This window comes from Colwellia sp. MB3u-8 (assembly GCF_014076985.1).
Lineage (GTDB): Bacteria > Pseudomonadota > Gammaproteobacteria > Enterobacterales > Alteromonadaceae > Cognaticolwellia.
In genome coordinates this window covers 68619-86077 of the sequence record NZ_JACGVA010000030.1, presented here as the reverse complement: position 1 = coordinate 86077, position 17459 = coordinate 68619, and the positions used below count along the sequence as shown (strand labels likewise).

Below are 17459 nucleotides of genomic sequence, written 5' to 3'. Positions count from 1 at the left end.
TTACAAACCCAACTGTTTATTTTTTTTATTCATTAACGCTCGAACATTTGATTGCGAAGCAATCGCCATATAAATGGCTTGTAAATATCCCAGTTCATGCAGTCTGGCCAAAGTATCCGGGGTTAACGTTTTTAATTTATCTTCATTAATCGTATAAAAACCAACCATTTGATTTTGGCTTTTATCGTTTAATGTCATATCTAGCGAGAAAGGCTCTAACAACTCATGTTCAATCAGTAATTCCATAAATAACTTACTGTCGATAAGGCCATGATGCATAGTTTCGAGTATATCGGCGGCATTATCTAAGTAAGGGGTATTGCCACCAAACTCTAAAAACAGTGCTTCACCTTTTTCTTGGCTCACTCTTGGGTGGTCAAGATCAATATGTAACACTCTTTGTTCTTTTTCTTCGCCGTCTTCTACAACTTTTTGTACACCAATTAAGAACGGCTGTCTTGCTATGCTTAATGGGATGTAAGGTGCCTGCCAGCCATTTTTTGATAAAAATAAGTTTTCATTTTCTTGAAAACCAAATAGCGCAACCGCATAAAATTGACCTGTACTTGAGTCTTTATTAAAAAATATCGGATAATAGGCCTGAACGCTTCTAAATTCAGTGGGGAAGGTTGGGGTAAACCAAACATTATCGCCGTATTTTTCTTCACGTTCGGTAATAACTTTTAAATTTTGATGATCGGTACTATTTAGTAATACGTGATTTGCCATTTTCATTCCAAATTATGTTGTTTACAGATGCGTGGCTAGATTTTTTAAGCCTTGGTATCGCTATATTTTTGGTAAGCCATATTTTTTAATTTTATTAATTAATTCACGATTGGTTGGCAAGGCAGATAATAGTTGTTTTGTTCGTTGTACATTTTCATTGAACAAAGCCTCTGCTTTTGCTGATTGGTCTGTTCTTTTTTTATGGGGAGCTTGGGTAACAAAGCCCATACCATATAAAACGAATTGAAAACTTGCTGGCGGAAACATTTCTTCCGTATGAATTGCATCGTACTTATATGGCGCTTGATATTGCCATAATGCCAATTGTTCTCTTAAGCTCTCTGGAATATGCATTTCATTTTTATTATCACACCAATAATCTGAATCCGTTCTTTTACTTAAAACGTAATGCAATTTGAGGAAATCAATGATGTTGTCCCAACGATGTAAAAACTTGCTATTAAAGCGCTTAGCCACAATGTCCATTGCTTGACGGTTTACAGGTAATTGTTCACTGATCATTTTAGCTGAGAGCTCTATTAACACTAATGCTGAAGCTTCTAGCGGCTCAAGAAACCCAGCAGACATTCCTACAGCCACACAATTTTTATGCCAGAACTTTTCTCTGTGTCCAGGGTTTAGTGCTATTTTACGAATCATTGCCGCGTTGGCAGACTTTTTACCCATAAGAGGAGTAATGTACGCTATTAACTCTTCCTCAGCTTTTGTATCGCTAATATGAGCACTGGAGTAGGTGTAACCAACACCACGGCGTGAAGGTAAGCCTATATCCCAAATCCAACCGGCAGTTTGCGCGGTTGATGAAGTAAAAGAAGCAATAGGGCTATCTTCATTTTCATGAGGAACATGAACCGCTAGAGCGGAATCATTAAATAAAATATGTTTTTTACTGATGAAAGGAATCTTGTAGTGTTTAGCTAATAAAATCGATGCTGAGCCTGTACAGTCAATAAATAAATCAGCAGAAATATCACCATGTTTTGTGGTGGTAATTGAGGCTATATCTTCATTCTTTGCTGAGTTGATCTTACTGACATGATCAACAATGTGTTTAACATGCAATTTTTCAGTGCAGTGTTTGCGTAAAAACCGACCAAATTTAGCTGCATCTAAATGATAACCATAATTGGCTGCAAATGAATATTCAGCGGTGGTTATTTGTTTTGGCGCTAAACCATGAGCGCCTAAATGACTTTGCTCGCAAACGGCATCAGCAAAACTGATTTTATCTCGAAAGGGTTGCCAATAGGATGATAGGTTTATGTCATTAAAGCCATGTGGCAAGGTAAAAGGATGATAATAGCCTTCATGAGTATTGGTAATCCAATGAGTAAATTTTGACCCTTGTTTAAAGCTAGCATCACACTCGATGAGAAATTCGGTTTCTGAAATCCCCATTTTTTTCAAGGTAGTACGCATTGATGGCCAAGTACCTTCTCCAACCCCCATAGTGGCAACATCTGCTGATTCAACTAGGGTGATTTCGATACCCGAATCTTGAGCAGTGGCGTGTTCTGCAGCAATTATTCCAGCGGTCAACCAGCCAGCCGAGCCACCACCAACAATGACAATTTTCTTTAATGGTTTATTCATAAATTTACTTAAAATTAAAATATTTACAAAAAACATAAGGACATATTTCAACTAAAACTATATCGCGCTTTCTTTCGGCAATCTAGCGCTAGTTAACGACTAACTGCATATTTAAGCTATTAAACCGTTTGAAAATATTTGTTTAAGACCGATATTTTTTGTAATAATTCTATTTTTACATCATATATAAAGAGGCCGTATAAAATATCAAATACATTATCGAATAATTTATACGACCTTTAATTTACTTTCTTATTAGCTCAATAAAGGGCTGTTAGAATGTATAGCGAGCACCTAAAGAGTAGCGTGCACCTTGTTGAATTGAATCTAATACTTGTCGTTCATCACGTCCACTAGTACGAGCATTTTCTTCAGTAATGTTAATGGCATTGAAGAAAACAGTTAATCCTTCTGCTTGTGGTACATCGTAACTTACGGTCATATCAACTTGAGCATATTCTTCAATATAACGTGGGCCAGGACCTGCTTGACCATCTTGTACAAGCGCTACTAAGAACTTATCACGCCAGTTATAAGCAATACGAATTGATAAACCATCTTTTTCGTAGAAGCCAACAAGGTTAGCCGAATCACTAATACCTAATTCAGCCGCTTGAGCGCCAATGTCAAAGTCATCATGTTCATTGTCAGTATTTGTTTTAGTGTAATTAACAATAGTACCAAAACCGCTATTACCAAATAAGTGTTGTACGGCAAACTCAATACCGTCATAACCGGTTTTTTCAGTTAAGTTTATCGGAGTACTTATACCGAAGTTCATCAAGTTATCAGTTTCAGCATTACCTAAAATAATAATGTTGCCGCCTTCCATGAACACGTGTTCTGGGTCTGTTGCCGCATAGGTATCAAAGATGTATTGACGCTGTGCCAAACCATCATTGCCTACAGCCGCACGTGCTTCTTCTGTATAAGGACCGTCTGCAGGGTTAACAATACCCGTGGTAGTATTTACCGTGTCTACTAATATATCGTTTGTTACGTCTTTAGTGAAATAACCTAATGAAACGTAACTACCTTCGCCGTAGTACCATTCTGCTGATAAATCGATGTTTTCAGATTCAAGTGGTAATAAACCAGCGTTACCGGTAGAACCTATACCACCACCTACACGAGCACCAGGGTTCAACAGTGTGCCACCAATCATATTGTTATATTGAGGACGGCCAATAGTTTCACTGTAAGCAGCGCGAAGAATAACATCATCAGTAACTTCTAAATTGAAGTTAATACTGGGCAGCAAATGATCATAGCTTGCTTCTTGTGTACCGTAGATAACATTACCAGAGCTTAATAGTGATACTTCACTGGTACCTTCCCAACGAGGTTCATTAGTAAATTCAGGCACTGAAGAAGTTGAAGTAACATCTGTTTCTTCATAACGGATACCAAAATGAACATCAAATGGCATAGTACCAATTTCACCTTCGTAGTTATATTGGAAGTAAACTGAAGTCATTTCTTCTTTAGTATATTGGTCAGTCTGTGAAGCATAGTCGCTTGATGGACAAAATGAATTACCACAATCACCTAAAGCAGATGCCTGTACACCTAATACATCAACTGCACGTTCTCTAACGCCATTAAAATCAAAGGCGAAATAATTTTCTAAAATTTCGACATCGCCATTATAACCTTCAAAGTTACCACCGCTTAGATTGTCAAATTGGTCCTGAATGCTTCTACGTGGAAATAATGACTCATCGAATGAACCAGCAGTACCTTCACCACCCCAGTTATTTCGTTGAACATTTTTTTCTCTATGTCGGCTTTCAGAACTGGTCAATGATAGACCAAAATCTATGCTACCCGCTTCTTCAAGAATATAATTACCATGCAGTTGAGTTTGCGTAATATCAGCACGGTTTTTGATATTGATAAAAGAACTACCGGTTACAATCATGTCTGAGGCTTGAACTGCATTACCGCCAGTAACAGATAGTACGGGAATATCACCCGTATAATCAGTTGCAGAAGCGGTACGAACAAAAGCAGCCATACCGATAGTGTTACTTGAACCTAAAGGACTATTTGGATCACTTTGAGCTGACGAGTCGTGATGATCTAATCTTAGATTTAAGCTGTTATTTACTTGCCATTCTATATTTAAACCAAGTGATTTAGTTTCATCTTTAATACTAGAGTCACCACCACCCATCGCAAGATCGGTAGGGTTATTTGGATCAAAAGTTTCAGAATAAACAGCAGGAGAACTTATCGGGCCATCTGTCCAAATATTTTCGCTTGGTCCAAAGTTATACCATACTGAAATGTCGTTAAATTGTGTGTCATTTTCTTTTTTTACATAGGTGTAATCAAGTGTCGCAGTGATAGCATCTGTTGGGCTATATTGCAGCACTAATTGGGCATTACTTCTTTTACGCTGTTGCTCTTCAAACTTGTAAATAGTATTTTGTGGTACTGAATAAATGTCATCGTCGCCTGGGCGATTAGTTTGGCTATCATCTCTTCCTACACCACCCCATGCTGCATTAGAGCCACCCCAGTCATTATCCGTTACACCTGAAAAACTTCGCCAGAAAGCTGTTTTACCTTGCTGACTGCCACTTTCACGCTCTGAATAACTACCTGATATTGAAACACCAAATTTACCATCATCAAATGTATTTGAATACAAGCCCGAAAATTGTGGTGTAGTAGAGCCTTCTTTGGTTGTTTGATCTTTTAATGCTTCTGCGCTAAATACCGCTTTTTCGCCTGGATTATCAAGAGGACGATGGGTAGTAATATTGATTGTTGCACCAATACCACCGGTAGGAACATCCGCTTTTGAGGTTTTGTATACCTGAACACCGCTAACACCTTCAGCGGCAAGATTGGAAAAATCAAACGAACGATCACCGGTAGTCGTCGGAAGTTGACGACCATTAAGCGTAACTAAGTTACGTTCAGGACCAAAACCACGAGCGGTTACTTTACTGCCTTCGCCGTTTGATCTTTCTATAGAAATACCCGTAATACGTTGTAACGATTCTGCTAAGTTAGAGTCTGGGAATTTACCTATATCTTCCGCATTAATCGCATCGACAATACCACTTGCAGAGCGCTTAATATCCATTGATTTGATCATACTGCTACGGATCCCCGTAACTTCGATCACTTCAACTTTATCTTTTATAACTTCTTCAGCAGCAAAAACTGGCGTTATTGCCGTTACGCCTAAAATTATAGATAAACTTGTAGCAAGTTGAGTTTTCTTAAAAGTTGAATTCATCGTGTTTCTCCCCGAGGCATTTCATATTATGATAATTATATCTTTGGAAGCGCTTCCAGTGTAATTTAAAAAAACAACCCTTATTCAGGAAGCGCTTCCACAATTTAAAATATTTTACTAATAAGGTCAACCGTATTTTAATAAATAGGGTTAACTATTTTAGAGCTTTTACTCGTTAAATTTAAGTTAAAATCTTGTCTAGTTGCTATATTTAGCGTGCGTTTATTTACTTGATAGAGGCGAGGTTAACTCGCTAATAAAACGCTAACGCTATTGTTTTTAGGCTAGCGCTTTACATTTTTAAAATTAACTAACTTGATGTTTTTTTTAAAGCTTGGTGAATAAACTGCACTTTTTTTGCATCAAGTATGTACCAGCGCATTACCCAGGCAACTAATATCGAACCTACAGCAGGAAAAATAGTGAAAGCAGCTAATATGCCTTGTTGCGTGATAGTATTTTGTTCTACATCAGCTTGGTAGCCATAATAGGCCAATAACCAACCCGCTAATGCACCGCCAATGGCAACACCAAGTTTGATGAAAAAAACGATAGCTGAATAAACCATGCCCGTTATTCTAACGCCAGTTTTCCAGTGTCCATAATCGATGGTATCAGCCATTTTCGCCCAAAGTAAGGGGGTAGCCATCTGTAAGAAAAAGCTCCAAAGAAAGAATAAAGTGAAGGCCATAACGGTTTGTTCACTGCCAACAAAATAACTGATAATACAAATAAAAGCAGCGATTGATTGTAAACTAATATAGGCTTTAATTTTACATACTTTTTTAGAGAGTGGTAATGCCAGTGCACAACCTAGAATGCTACCTATCATCCCTAAAGTCATAAACAAGGTGATCAGATCAGCACGACCTAAATAATACTTCACATAATAAACCGCCAGTGTGCCGCGCAGTACTTGGCCACTTAATAACAATAATCCAGCTAAGCAAAGAATGCGCCATTGATCATTTTTCCATAAGGCAGACAAATCTTCTTTAAAGCTTGAGTTTTGATCTTTTGGCGGGCTGACTCTTTCTTTAGTACCGGCAAAACAAAGCAGAAAAAGCATTAAGCCGAGCAAGCTCATGGCTATCATAGTGTACTGATAGCCTTGTGCTTTATCTCCAGCACCAAACCACTCGACTAAGGGCATAGTCCCTGCGGCAACTATTAGACCACCTAACATACCAAAAACAAATCGGTATGATTGTACTGATACGCGTTCTTCAGGGTCAGCGGTCAGTACACCACCTAGCGCCGAATAAGGAATGTTTATCGCGGTATAAGCGATCATTAACAAAGTATAAGTAGCAAATGCATAGACAATTTTACCATTTTCAGATAAATCAAAGGTGGTAAAAGCTAAAATACTGATCAGGCAAAAAGGCAGGGCTAGCCATAATAAATAAGGCCTGAATTGTCCCCACTTAGTTTTTGTTCTATCAGCCATTGCCCCCATTAAGGGATCAGTGATGGCATCAAATATTCTAACAACAAGAAAAAGAGTGCCAACAAGTGCAGGAGAAAGGCCAACCACATCGGTATAATAAATAAGTAAAAACATCATCACGGTTTGGAAGATGATATTACTGGCCGTATCGCCTAAACCGTAAGCTATTTTTTCTTTAATTTTCAGCATGTGAATCTCTTTGTTTTAAAATTAATATTCTTCTTATTTTATATACAATGACACTTTACGTTGTTCAATTATATTCAAAGCATAGTTTATAAACACTGGAAATAGCGTTATGGGTATCATATGGAAATAACATTTATTTTAATAATAATGGTGTTTAAAATATTATATTTTTCAATTAACTATTTGATAAGTAATTGCTATTTCGTTGATGGATTAAATCACGATAGGCATAACCACTGGCTTTTATTGTTCTTTCTTGGCTTTGATAATCGACATAGACAATACCAAACCTTTTTAAATAGCCTTCAGCCCATTCAAAATTGTCCATTAAACTCCAAGCAAAGTAACCTCTGATGTCGACACCTGATTCAATGGCTGTATTTACCGCGTTAAGGTGGCTTTGGTAATAAGCGACTCGGTGGGCGTCTTCTACTTTGCCATCTTTGATGCTGTCAGGCATTGCGGCGCCATTTTCAGTGATATAAATAGGGGGTAAGGTGTATTTGGCATTTAAAGAAATCAATAAATCAGAAAACCCTGATGGATATATTTCCCAACCCATATCGGTTAATGCAACATCTTTAAGGGTAATTTGAGCAAATATTTCATTTTCATCAGCTTGATATATTGCACGTGTATAATAATTAATACCTAAAAAATCAACAGATTCCGCAATGATGTCCATATCACCTGCAATAATATCAGGATGTTGTGATAATGGCAGTTGCGACAGTATTTCTGGATATTGAGCATCAAAAATAGGCTTTATATACCATTGATTAAAATAATCATCGGCGAACTGAGCTGCTGCTATATCCGCGGGGTCTTGGGAAGCAGGGTAGCTAGGGCTAAAATTAAGTACTATGCCATTAAGTGTGTTCGGGCTTAATTTTTTAAGTGATTGCATCGCTAAACCATGCGCAAGTAATAAATGATGAGCTGCCTTTTTACCGAACTCTTTACCTTTAATACCTGGTGCATGAATGCCAATTTCATAGCCTAAATAAGCGCTACAAAAAGGCTCATTTAACGTGGCATATGAATGCACACTATTGCCAAATGCTTTAATCACTATTTCTGTATATTTTTGAAATTCATAAGCCGTTTCTCTGTTTAACCAACCCCCTTTATCTTCAAGGTGTTGAGGTAAATCCCAGTGATAAAGCGTAACAAAGGATTTAATGTTTTTCTCAACTAATTTATCTAACAAGGCAATATAAAATGCGACACCTGTTTCATTGATACTGCCATCTTGATTAACAATTCTTCCCCACGAAATAGATAAACGATAAGCATCAACGCCGAGAGATTCAATCATTTCGATGTCTTGAGGCCATCTATGGTAATGATCACAGGCAACGTCTCCATTTGAACCATCGACAATAGTGTTTTCTAAAGAGCAAAATGTATCCCAGATACAGGGCAATCGTTGTTTGATACCGCCCTCGATTTGAAATGAGGCAGTAGCAACACCATAAATAAAATCTGTTGAATTCATTTTTGAGTTATAAGGTAAAGTCAATTTCATAGTTATTTATTCTTAATGATTTATTGTTAGTGGTTTTAGTTAGCGTTAGTGATTTTTAGAACTTTCAGTTCTTTTAGTATTTGGAAGCGCTTTCAATTTAGCTTTATTGATATTAAAGGTCAATCTGTTTTCGGTAAATAATAGGGTAACTAATGCCCGTATAATGATTTTTATATGATTTAAGTAGGCAAGGGCATGTTTTTAATTAACTAGGTCAGTAGCTTGCTACTAGAGATCAACATCCAAAAGCGCAAAGCGTACAATTTTATCAATGTCCTATTTACGCTTGCTTTACGCCAACCGCATGGTTATTCTGCTGTTATTTTTATAGATAACAGACGAAAGAATGAGTATGAAATTACCCTTTACATTACCGATAATTCTTGATGGTGGTATGGGCCGTGAACTGCAACGTATTGGTGCCCCTTTTCAACAGCCAGAATGGTCAGCTCAAGCGTTAATTGAAGCGCCACATTTTATCTCTCAAGTGCATCGTAGCTTTATCAAGGCCGGTGCTGAAATTATCACTACCAATACCTACGCGTTAGTGCCTTTTCATCTTGGTGAGAAACGCTTTAACGAACAAGGGGTTGAGCTCATTAAACTAGCCGCTAGGTTAGCACGAGAGTGCGTCAAGGATAATTCAGGTTTGTTAGTCGCGGGTTGTATTCCGCCAGTGTTAGGCTCTTACCGACCGGATCTTTTTTCAGTCGCACAAGCGCAGCCCTTGCTTGAGTTATTAATAAAAAATCAGGACGTTGATGTAGATTTATGGCTAGCCGAAACGATATCTTCTATCGCAGAAGCGGCAATGATCAAGGCTCGCACTCTTGTCACCGGCAAACCTACCTGGATTGCCTTTACTGTTAAAGATGAAATATCCACCGAGTCGACTCTACGTTCAGGAGAGTCAGTTTATGATGCTGTTAGCCAAATTGCAGGGCAAAATGTTTCGGCAATATTATTTAATTGTAGCTGTGTCGAAGTAATGCAGACCGCACTTATTAACGCTAAACAGGCGTTATTAGATCAAGGAATTGAAAACGAAGTTCAGCTGGGTGTGTACGCTAATAATTTTCCAGCCATTGGTGAGCTACACGAAGCAAATAAAAATAATGGTATTTCTGGTATCAGAGATGATGTTTCACCAGAAACGTATAGCGAATTTGCATCATCTTGGCTTAAATCTGGTGCCTCTATTATCGGTGGCTGTTGTGGGATTTCACCGGCACATATCAAAAAATTAGCTGAACTTAAGTGAAATGCGTCGAGATGCGATTGAACAGGGTTTTGGTATTGGCTCTTTACCAGATTACACCGCGCAGCAAGGGCTTGAAGCGGGAAGGTTGATCCCGCTATTACAAGACTGGCAGTTACAATGTAGTTATCACGGTGATATTTGTTTGCAGTATGTACAAAGTAAATATATGCCCAATAAAAACCGTATGTTTATCGATTTTATGAAACAAAAATTACAGATAATTAAATTAGACGGCTAAGTGATTGTCATTAACACATAGGCAGTTTGATGGGTTTAGTTTGTCAATAAAAACCGCTAAGTTATTAGCAAAGTGTTGAAAAACATAGCAGGATTAACAAGGTGGTTTTTATCTACTTTCGCTACTGGCGTTAACGATAAAATCTTAAGCTCAATGGCTAATATTGCACTTGTACTGGTCTTAAATAAGTTAAGTAAACTTTTAGTCTTCAGTCTTGTCTTTAAAGTCGCATAAGTCTTCAATAATACATGAACCGCATTTTGGTTTGCGAGCTATGCAGGTGTAGCGGCCATGAAGAATGAGCCAATGATGTAAATTAAAGAAAAATTCTGTTTTTCTTGGCGTGTGTTTGATGATATTTTTTTCTGTTTCTTCTACTGTCTTGCCTTTGGCGTAGCCAGTGCGGTTAGCGACGCGTTGGATATGGGTATCAACGGCAATAAAGTATTTACCCTCATTATCTTTTAGCCAACCAAAACCTGTGTTGAGTACCACATTAGCCGTTTTTCTGCCAACGCCGGGTAGGGCTTCAAGGGCCGCTCTATTTTCAGGCACTTCACCACCATGCAAATCGATTATCATTTGACAGGTTTTAAGGGTATTTACTGCTTTGGTGTTAAATAAACCTATGGTTTTGATATAAGACTTCAAGCCATCCAGACCAAGGTCAAGCAGTGCTTGTGGTGTATTAGCGACAGGATAAAGTTTGTCAGTGGCTTTGTTGACACTGACATCAGTGGCTTGAGCGGATAATAACACCGCAATTAATAACTCAAAAGCACTGGAGAAATTAAGCTCTGTGGTTGGGCTAGGGTCCTTGTCTCGCAACCGAGTTAACATATCTAGTCGTGTTGCTTTATTCATCAGAGATATTTTTTATTATTTTCATTTAGGTATGCTTATTTAAGTGTGCTTAGTTAATTTTCAAAGTTTACACGAACACGTTCAATCGCTTGTTCTAATTTTTTAGGCTTTGCTTGTGCTACTTTATGATCAATAACATTTTTACCTGCGATTAAAAATCCCATGGCAATAAATGCACCTGGCGGTAATATCATCAATAAAAACTGGCTATCAAGCTGGTAAATTTCTATGCGTAACCCTGTGGCCCATTGTCCTAAAAGCAGGTTTGCGCCATCAAATAATGTCCCTTGACCTAAAACTTCACGAATTGCCCCTAAGACAACTAATACGGCTAAGAAACCAAGCCCCATCATTAAGCCATCAAAACTAGATTGCTTAATGGGGTTCTTTGAGGCGTAGGCTTCTGCCCGACCAATAATAGCGCAGTTGGTGACGATCAGCGGCAGAAAAATACCCAACGACTGGTATAAGTCGTAAGTAAACGCGTTCATCAGCAACTGCACACAGGTAACAAAAGTGGCAATAATAAGCACGAAAATTGGAATCCGGATTTCTTTGGGCACCCATTGTCTGATAGCTGAGACGGTGGCGTTTGAACAAATCAGGACAAACATGGTTGCTATGCCTAAGCCTAAAGCGTTAACAACCGTTGAGGTTACCGCCAATAAGGGACAAAGGCCAAGCAACTGAACCAAGCCCGGGTTGTTTTTCCATAAACCTTGCCAAGCTAATGCTTTATATTCTGGATTTATTTTCATTGTTCCACTCCACAGTTACTGGCGGCATTAAAAATGACTTTTTGATTAGCTTGAAAGTAGTCAATGGTTTTTCTAACTGTTTTCACTACAGCTCTGGGGGTAATGGTAGCACCGGTAAACTGGTCAAACATACCACCATCTTTTTTAACCGCCCAGCGATTATCGTTTTTATCTAAGACTTTTTTTCCAGCAAATGTGGTTATCCAGTCACTTTTTCTGAGTTCTATTTTATCACCTAAACCGGGTGTTTCTTTATGTAGTAATGTTCTAACGCCACTCACACTGCCATCAATGTTTAGCGCAATTAACAATTCGATATTGCCACTGTAGCCATCGGGAGCCACTGTTTTAATGGCGGCAGCTGTTGGCATGTTATTTAATCGCGCCCGGTAAATTACATCGATTAACAACTCTGTGTCCTTGCCAGTAGGGGCTATAATACAGTCACGGAACATTTCATTATCATGACTATCTTTTTGAATAACTTGGTTTAATTGTTGAATTAATTGTTGTTGAGACTGAAGCTCAATGCGATCTTCTGTCAGTAGCTGCACTAAAGCAACGGTTGCCGTACAGGCTACCGCGAATAAGGCTAATATTTTTGAGTTTTTACTTATTGCAGGCGTTAACTCAGACATTATTTTTTCACTCCTAAGTCGTGGCCATAAGTGCGAGGGCGGGTATATTGATCAATTAAAGGCGCAGACATATTACAGAGTAAAACGGCAAAGGCGACAGCATCAGGATAGCCACCAAACTTTCTGATCAGAAAAACTAATAAGCCAGCTAGCGCGCCAAAGACGAGTCGACCTTTAACGCTCGTTGCACCAGAAACAGGGTCGGTCAGGATGAAAAATGCCCCTAGCATGGTTGCGCCAGTAAACCAGTGAAACATAGTTGAGGCATTGCTATCAGGACTAATCATAAAGGCAATGAAACTACAAACAAATAAACTTAATAGAAAACTTACGGGGGTGCTCCAAGGAATCGCTTTTTTACTCAATAAAAATAAGCCGCCAAGTAAAAAGCCAGCATTGATCCATTCCCAACCCACGCCAAAATGTTTACCTATAGTTGGCGCTTGCATACTCTCAACGACAGTTAACCCTAAAGTCATATTAGTTTTAACCGTATCTAGTGGGGTCGCCATGGTAAAACCATCGATGTGGGTACGAATTTGTTCAACTGAATAACCTTGTGGCGTATAGCCAGAAAAAATAACGGCAAGCGTGTCAGTTAATTGTATATCCATGGCCAGTAATGATAGTGGTGGTTGCCACTGAGTCATTTGCAGTGGAAATGAAATCAGCAGCATCACATAGGCGGCCATGGCTGGATTGAAAGGGTTATGTCCTAAGCCACCGTAGAGTTGTTTAACCAGTGCAATCGCAAAAACGCTACCAATAACTGATATCCACCAAGGGGCTAAGGCAGGTAAACTTATACCCAGTAAAACAGCGGTTAATATGGCGCTACCATCAAATAACTGGGGCGTTATTTTTTTATTTCTTAATGATAGTACGGTAAACTCAGCGATAATTGCGGCGGCTACTGCTAAAGAAATATGAATTAAGTTACCCCAGCCAAAGAAGTACCATTGTGCAAATATTCCTGGAATGGTGGCATAAATCACCAGCCTCATTAGACTTGATGTTTCATTTTGTTGATGATTGTGCGGTGAACTTGCTATCCAAAAGGCCATGGTGCTTAATTACTCTGAAGTTGTTGATTTGTTGGATGAAGCGGCTAGTTTTTTCGCCTTTGCTTTAGCAACTACTGCCGCTACGCGCGCTTTTTTAGTGGCAGCAATATCCGCTTGTGCTGCTGTATTACTGTCTTGCACTACATCAATGTTAGCGGGCGTTGTTGATGGCTCGACACTGTCAAACGATGTTTCAGCCGCTAAACTTGCTGCTGTTTTAGTTTTCGCCTTAGCCTTTGCTTTTGCAATTGCAGCGGCCACTTTCACCTTTTTATTTAGTGTTTGAGTGGCTTTGTCATCTGAAACTGATGCTAAGTTAACTACCTCAGTGGGAAATGCTTTTGTTGTTGCGTCAACTTCAGCATTAGAGCTGTCTGATATTGTTTCTGCTTGAGGTTTTTTTTCTTTTTCTTTTTCTTTTGCAATAGCTAGGTCAAGCTTAGCTTTTTTATCAATGACAACGGGCGCTGCTTGCGATGAGCTTGGTGACTCGTTGTTTTGCAGCGTATCCAACGACTCTATTTGTGTTTGGTTTTTTTGTACTATCTTTTTCGCTTTTGCTCTTGCAATAGCATTGGCCACTTGGCTTTTACTATCGTCAACGGGTGCAACTGATTCAGCAGTCATCTCAACAGTACTGGTAATAGAAGCCTCAGCAGTATTTTGCTTTATGCTGGCTTGAGCTTTTTTTGCTTTTACGCGAGCAAGTGCGTCAGCTACTGCAGATTTTTCTGATTTTGCTGCGCTTGTATCTGTATTCATTCTGACTTTGCGCGCCTCGGCAGCTTTTTTATGTTTTTCTACTCGGGCAACTTTTTCGCGTTCAAGTCTTTGCTTACGCGCTTCAAATCTAACTTTGGCTTTTTCGGCTTTGATATCGAGTAATTTTTGCTGACGTATTTCAGCTTTGGCAACACGATAATAATGCACTAAAGGGATTTGGCTTGGGCAAACGTAGGCACAAGCACCACATTCAATACAGTCAAATAGATTAAGCTTTGCAAGTTGTGCTTGATCTTTTGCTTTTGCACTCCATAGTAATTCTTGTGGTAGCAACTGTGCAGGGCATACATCGGCACATTGACCACAACGAATACACTCAACCTCTTTACTACTCGTTGACGAAAAGGGTGAGGCTATTTCAATTTCACTAGGCGCTAATATACAGTTGGTGGTTTTTATCACCGGAATTTGATCATGAGGTAAACTAAAACCCATCATAGGGCCACCCATGATTAAATGCCTATTTTGACTATTGTTGTAGCCACATTGACCCGTTAAAAAACCAACGGGAGTGCCAATAAGTGCCCAGATATTTTGTGGTTTTTCTAGCGCTTGGCCGCTAACGGTAACAACGCGTTTGATCAGTGGTGTGTCATTAATAACGGCGTCAGCAATAGCAAAGCAGGTGGCAACGTTCTGCATCACTATACCCAAAGAGCTTGGTAAAACGCCACTAGGGACTTCTTGACCGGTTAATATTTGTATCAGTTGTTTTTCACCACCACTTGGGTATTTCGTTGGAATAACACAAACGTCGATATGGTCAGTATCTGCGGTGGCTTTTTTTAAGGCTGCAATAGCCTTAGTTTTATTTTCTTCGATACCAATAAGAATGTTTTTTGGTGTTAATAAATGGTCAAGAATTTTAATGCCATCTAGAATGGTTGGGCTATGTTCTTGGAGCAATAAATCATCAGCAGTGATATAGGGCTCACACTCAGCAGCATTGATAATTAAATAATTTATTTTAGCTAAGGTGCTTACTTTGACTTGTGTTGGAAAGCCTGCGCCTCCCATACCAGAAATACCTGCATTGGCTATTTTTTCTAATATTTGCGTTTTGCTTAATGAGTGAAAATCAGGACAAATATGACGCTGTTGCCAAGTGTCTTCACCGTCAGGTGTTAATATAATGCAAGCTTCACTCAAGCCAGAAGGGTGAGGGATTGCCATTGACTTAATTGCCGTGATTGTACCACTGGTAGGGGCGTGAATCGGCACCGACATTGGGCTGTCACAATCACTTAACATTTGTCCTTTAAGCACCTTGTCACCGACTTTGACCATGACATTACCTGCTTGGCCAATATGTTGACGAATAGGGATAATCAACTGTTCAGGAATTTGCGCACTTGCAATGGGTTTAGAGCAGGTGAGAAATTTTTGCTCAGGCGGATGTATGCCGCCATGAAACTGCGAAAAACTTCCTCGTTTTATACGTTCAATTACCGATTCCACCCAAACCTCGTCTTAATCTATTTTTACTACAGGTATACTATTTAAATCCCATTGCCAGTTTTGTGTTGTTGTGGCAACTGAGATCATCTCTATACAATCTACTGGGCAAGGTGCAACACATAAATCGCAACCCGTGCACTCATCAGTAATGATCGTGTGCATTTGCTTAGTTGTACCTATAATGGCATCAACCGGACAGGCTTGAATGCACTTGGTACAGCCAATACAGTCTTCTTCAATAATAAAAGCGACTTTAGGTGAGTTATCTGCTTCATGATTTTCATCTAAAGGCTGTACTTCCACACCCATTAATTCAGCAATTTTTTTAATGGTGTCTTCACCACCTGGCGCACATTTGTTTATAGCTTCACCATTAGCAACGGCTTCTGCATAAGGTTTACAACCAGGGTAACCACATTGGCCACATTGTGTTTGTGGCAGCAGTGCATCTAACTGTTCAGCTAGTGGATCACCTTGTACTTTAAACCGCACTGAAGCGAAACCTAACAAGGCACCAAATAAGGCGGCCAGAACACCCAGTACTAATATTGCGATGATTGTACTCATTAAAACTTAACCAATCCTGTGAAGCCCATAAATGCTAATGACATTAAACCTGCCGTGATCATGGCAATAGCTGAGCCTTTAAATGGCGCGGGTACATCGGCATTAGCCAGTTTTTCTCGCATAGCTGAAAACATGATTAATACTAAAGAAAAGCCAACAGCGGCGCCAAAACCATAAATTATAGATTCGAAAAAATTATGTTGCTCATAAAGGTTTAATAGCGCAACACCAAGTACGGCGCAGTTAGTAGTGATAAGTGGCAGAAAAATACCTAACAAGCGATATAAGTTTGCACTGGTTTTATGCACAACCATTTCAGTAAATTGCACGACAACAGCAATCACTAAAATAAAGGTCATTGTGGTTAAATATTCTAAACCTAAGGGCGCTAGAATATAACTATTGACTATGTAGCTCAGTAAAGAAGCTAGCGTCATAACAAATGTTGTCGCAAACGACATACCTATGGCAGTTTCAGTGCGAGACGACACACCCATAAATGGGCATAAGCCTAGAAATTTAACCAAGACAAAGTTATTTACTAATACTGTGCCAACAAGTAGCAAGAGATAATCAGTCATTTGATCAATACATTACTGTGGAAATTCGCGCTATTATCCGTGTTTATCTGGCAATAAACAACATACGAACCGTAAGGATATTCATTTTAATGTGTGGTTAATTACTTGTGGTGAAAAAAAACGAGTAAAGTTAAACAATGAAGCCACAAGTTAATGGCTTTTAAAATCCAATGAAAAAATAAAAAGCCACCGTATTTCAGTGGCTTTAGCTAAGGTTGTTTAATTCACTACAGCAAAGAAATAGCTCTGGGCTTACCCAGATAGAAACTCTGGCAGTCGTCAACAAATTGATTATGCCACCATAATTATTATACTCATGTCGGTAAAGTTTGTAGTAAATTTTTTCGCGAGCGCGCGCTTAGCTTACTACTTTAGCCTTATAGTGTTTAAGAAAATTAACTTGCTATAAAAATAGCTATTCTATATAATACGCGCAGCTTGAATGTAGCAATATTTCACTGAATAGATTTTTATCGCAATTAGG

Annotated in this window: 14 protein-coding genes; 2 read left to right on the top strand and 12 right to left on the bottom strand. The window is 38.9% G+C overall.

Annotation, left to right across the window (positions count from 1 at the left end; genetic code table 11):
- From H4J54_RS00585 to H4J54_RS00565, 5 genes are all read right to left on the bottom strand, one after another.
- Complete coding sequence (locus tag H4J54_RS00585; RefSeq protein WP_182188897.1) at nt 1-729, bottom strand: SapC family protein; 729 nt, start codon at nt 727-729, stop codon at nt 1-3.
- Between the two features lie 60 nt (nt 730-789).
- Nucleotides 790-2343, bottom strand: coding sequence for a tryptophan halogenase family protein (locus H4J54_RS00580; RefSeq protein ID WP_182188896.1), 1554 nt, complete (start codon nt 2341-2343; stop codon nt 790-792).
- A 274-nt stretch (nt 2344-2617) separates the two neighbouring features.
- Entirely contained in the window at nt 2618-5596 is a 2979-nt protein-coding gene (locus H4J54_RS00575; protein WP_182188895.1) for a TonB-dependent receptor, read from the bottom strand.
- Between the two features lie 310 nt (nt 5597-5906).
- Nucleotides 5907-7235 (bottom strand): glycoside-pentoside-hexuronide (GPH):cation symporter, encoded by a 1329-nt coding sequence (locus tag H4J54_RS00570; RefSeq protein ID WP_182188894.1) that lies wholly within the window; start codon nt 7233-7235, stop codon nt 5907-5909.
- A gap of 175 nt (nt 7236-7410) precedes the next feature.
- Nucleotides 7411-8763 (bottom strand): GH1 family beta-glucosidase, encoded by a 1353-nt coding sequence (locus H4J54_RS00565; RefSeq protein ID WP_182188893.1) that lies wholly within the window; start codon nt 8761-8763, stop codon nt 7411-7413.
- A 352-nt stretch (nt 8764-9115) separates the two neighbouring features.
- Here H4J54_RS00565 and H4J54_RS00560 point away from each other — a divergent pair, with 352 nt between their 5' ends.
- The gene (locus H4J54_RS00560) at nt 9116-10024 is read left to right on the top strand and encodes a homocysteine S-methyltransferase family protein (protein ID WP_182188892.1); all 909 of its coding nucleotides are present in this window, start codon (nt 9116-9118) and stop codon (nt 10022-10024) included.
- Between the two features lies 1 nt (nt 10025).
- Nucleotides 10026-10262 (top strand): LysR substrate-binding domain-containing protein, encoded by a 237-nt coding sequence (locus H4J54_RS00555; protein WP_259366967.1) that lies wholly within the window; start codon nt 10026-10028, stop codon nt 10260-10262.
- 201 nt (nt 10263-10463) lie between these two features.
- Here the strand turns inward: H4J54_RS00555 and nth are convergent, their stop codons facing one another.
- The 7 genes from nth to rsxA are packed head-to-tail and all read right to left on the bottom strand — an operon-like array spanning nt 10464 to nt 16975.
- The gene (gene nth / locus H4J54_RS00550; protein WP_182188891.1) at nt 10464-11126 is read right to left on the bottom strand and encodes an endonuclease III; all 663 of its coding nucleotides are present in this window, start codon (nt 11124-11126) and stop codon (nt 10464-10466) included.
- A 53-nt stretch (nt 11127-11179) separates the two neighbouring features.
- Nucleotides 11180-11884: an electron transport complex subunit E gene (locus tag H4J54_RS00545; RefSeq protein WP_182188890.1), complete on the bottom strand. Its 705-nt coding sequence runs from the start codon at nt 11882-11884 to the stop codon at nt 11180-11182.
- Nucleotides 11881-12522, bottom strand: coding sequence for an electron transport complex subunit RsxG (rsxG, locus tag H4J54_RS00540; RefSeq protein ID WP_182188889.1), 642 nt, complete (start codon nt 12520-12522; stop codon nt 11881-11883). The genes H4J54_RS00545 and rsxG overlap by 4 nt, the downstream gene beginning before the upstream one ends.
- A complete protein-coding gene (rsxD, locus tag H4J54_RS00535; protein WP_182137677.1) occupies nt 12522-13586 on the bottom strand; it encodes an electron transport complex subunit RsxD in 1065 nt (354 codons plus the stop codon). Before rsxD ends, rsxG begins: the two co-directional genes overlap by 1 nt.
- 9 nt (nt 13587-13595) lie before the next feature.
- Complete coding sequence (gene rsxC, locus H4J54_RS00530; protein WP_182188888.1) at nt 13596-15827, bottom strand: electron transport complex subunit RsxC; 2232 nt, start codon at nt 15825-15827, stop codon at nt 13596-13598.
- 12 nt (nt 15828-15839) lie between these two features.
- On the bottom strand, nt 15840-16394 hold the full coding sequence (gene rsxB / locus H4J54_RS00525; protein WP_182188887.1) for an electron transport complex subunit RsxB: 555 nt from the start codon (nt 16392-16394) through the stop codon (nt 15840-15842).
- Nucleotides 16394-16975 carry an electron transport complex subunit RsxA gene (rsxA, locus tag H4J54_RS00520; protein WP_081153075.1) on the bottom strand — a complete coding sequence of 194 codons (582 nt, stop codon included), beginning with the start codon at nt 16973-16975 and terminating at the stop codon, nt 16394-16396. Before rsxA ends, rsxB begins: the two co-directional genes overlap by 1 nt.
- Nucleotides 16976-17459: the final 484 nt, after the last annotated feature.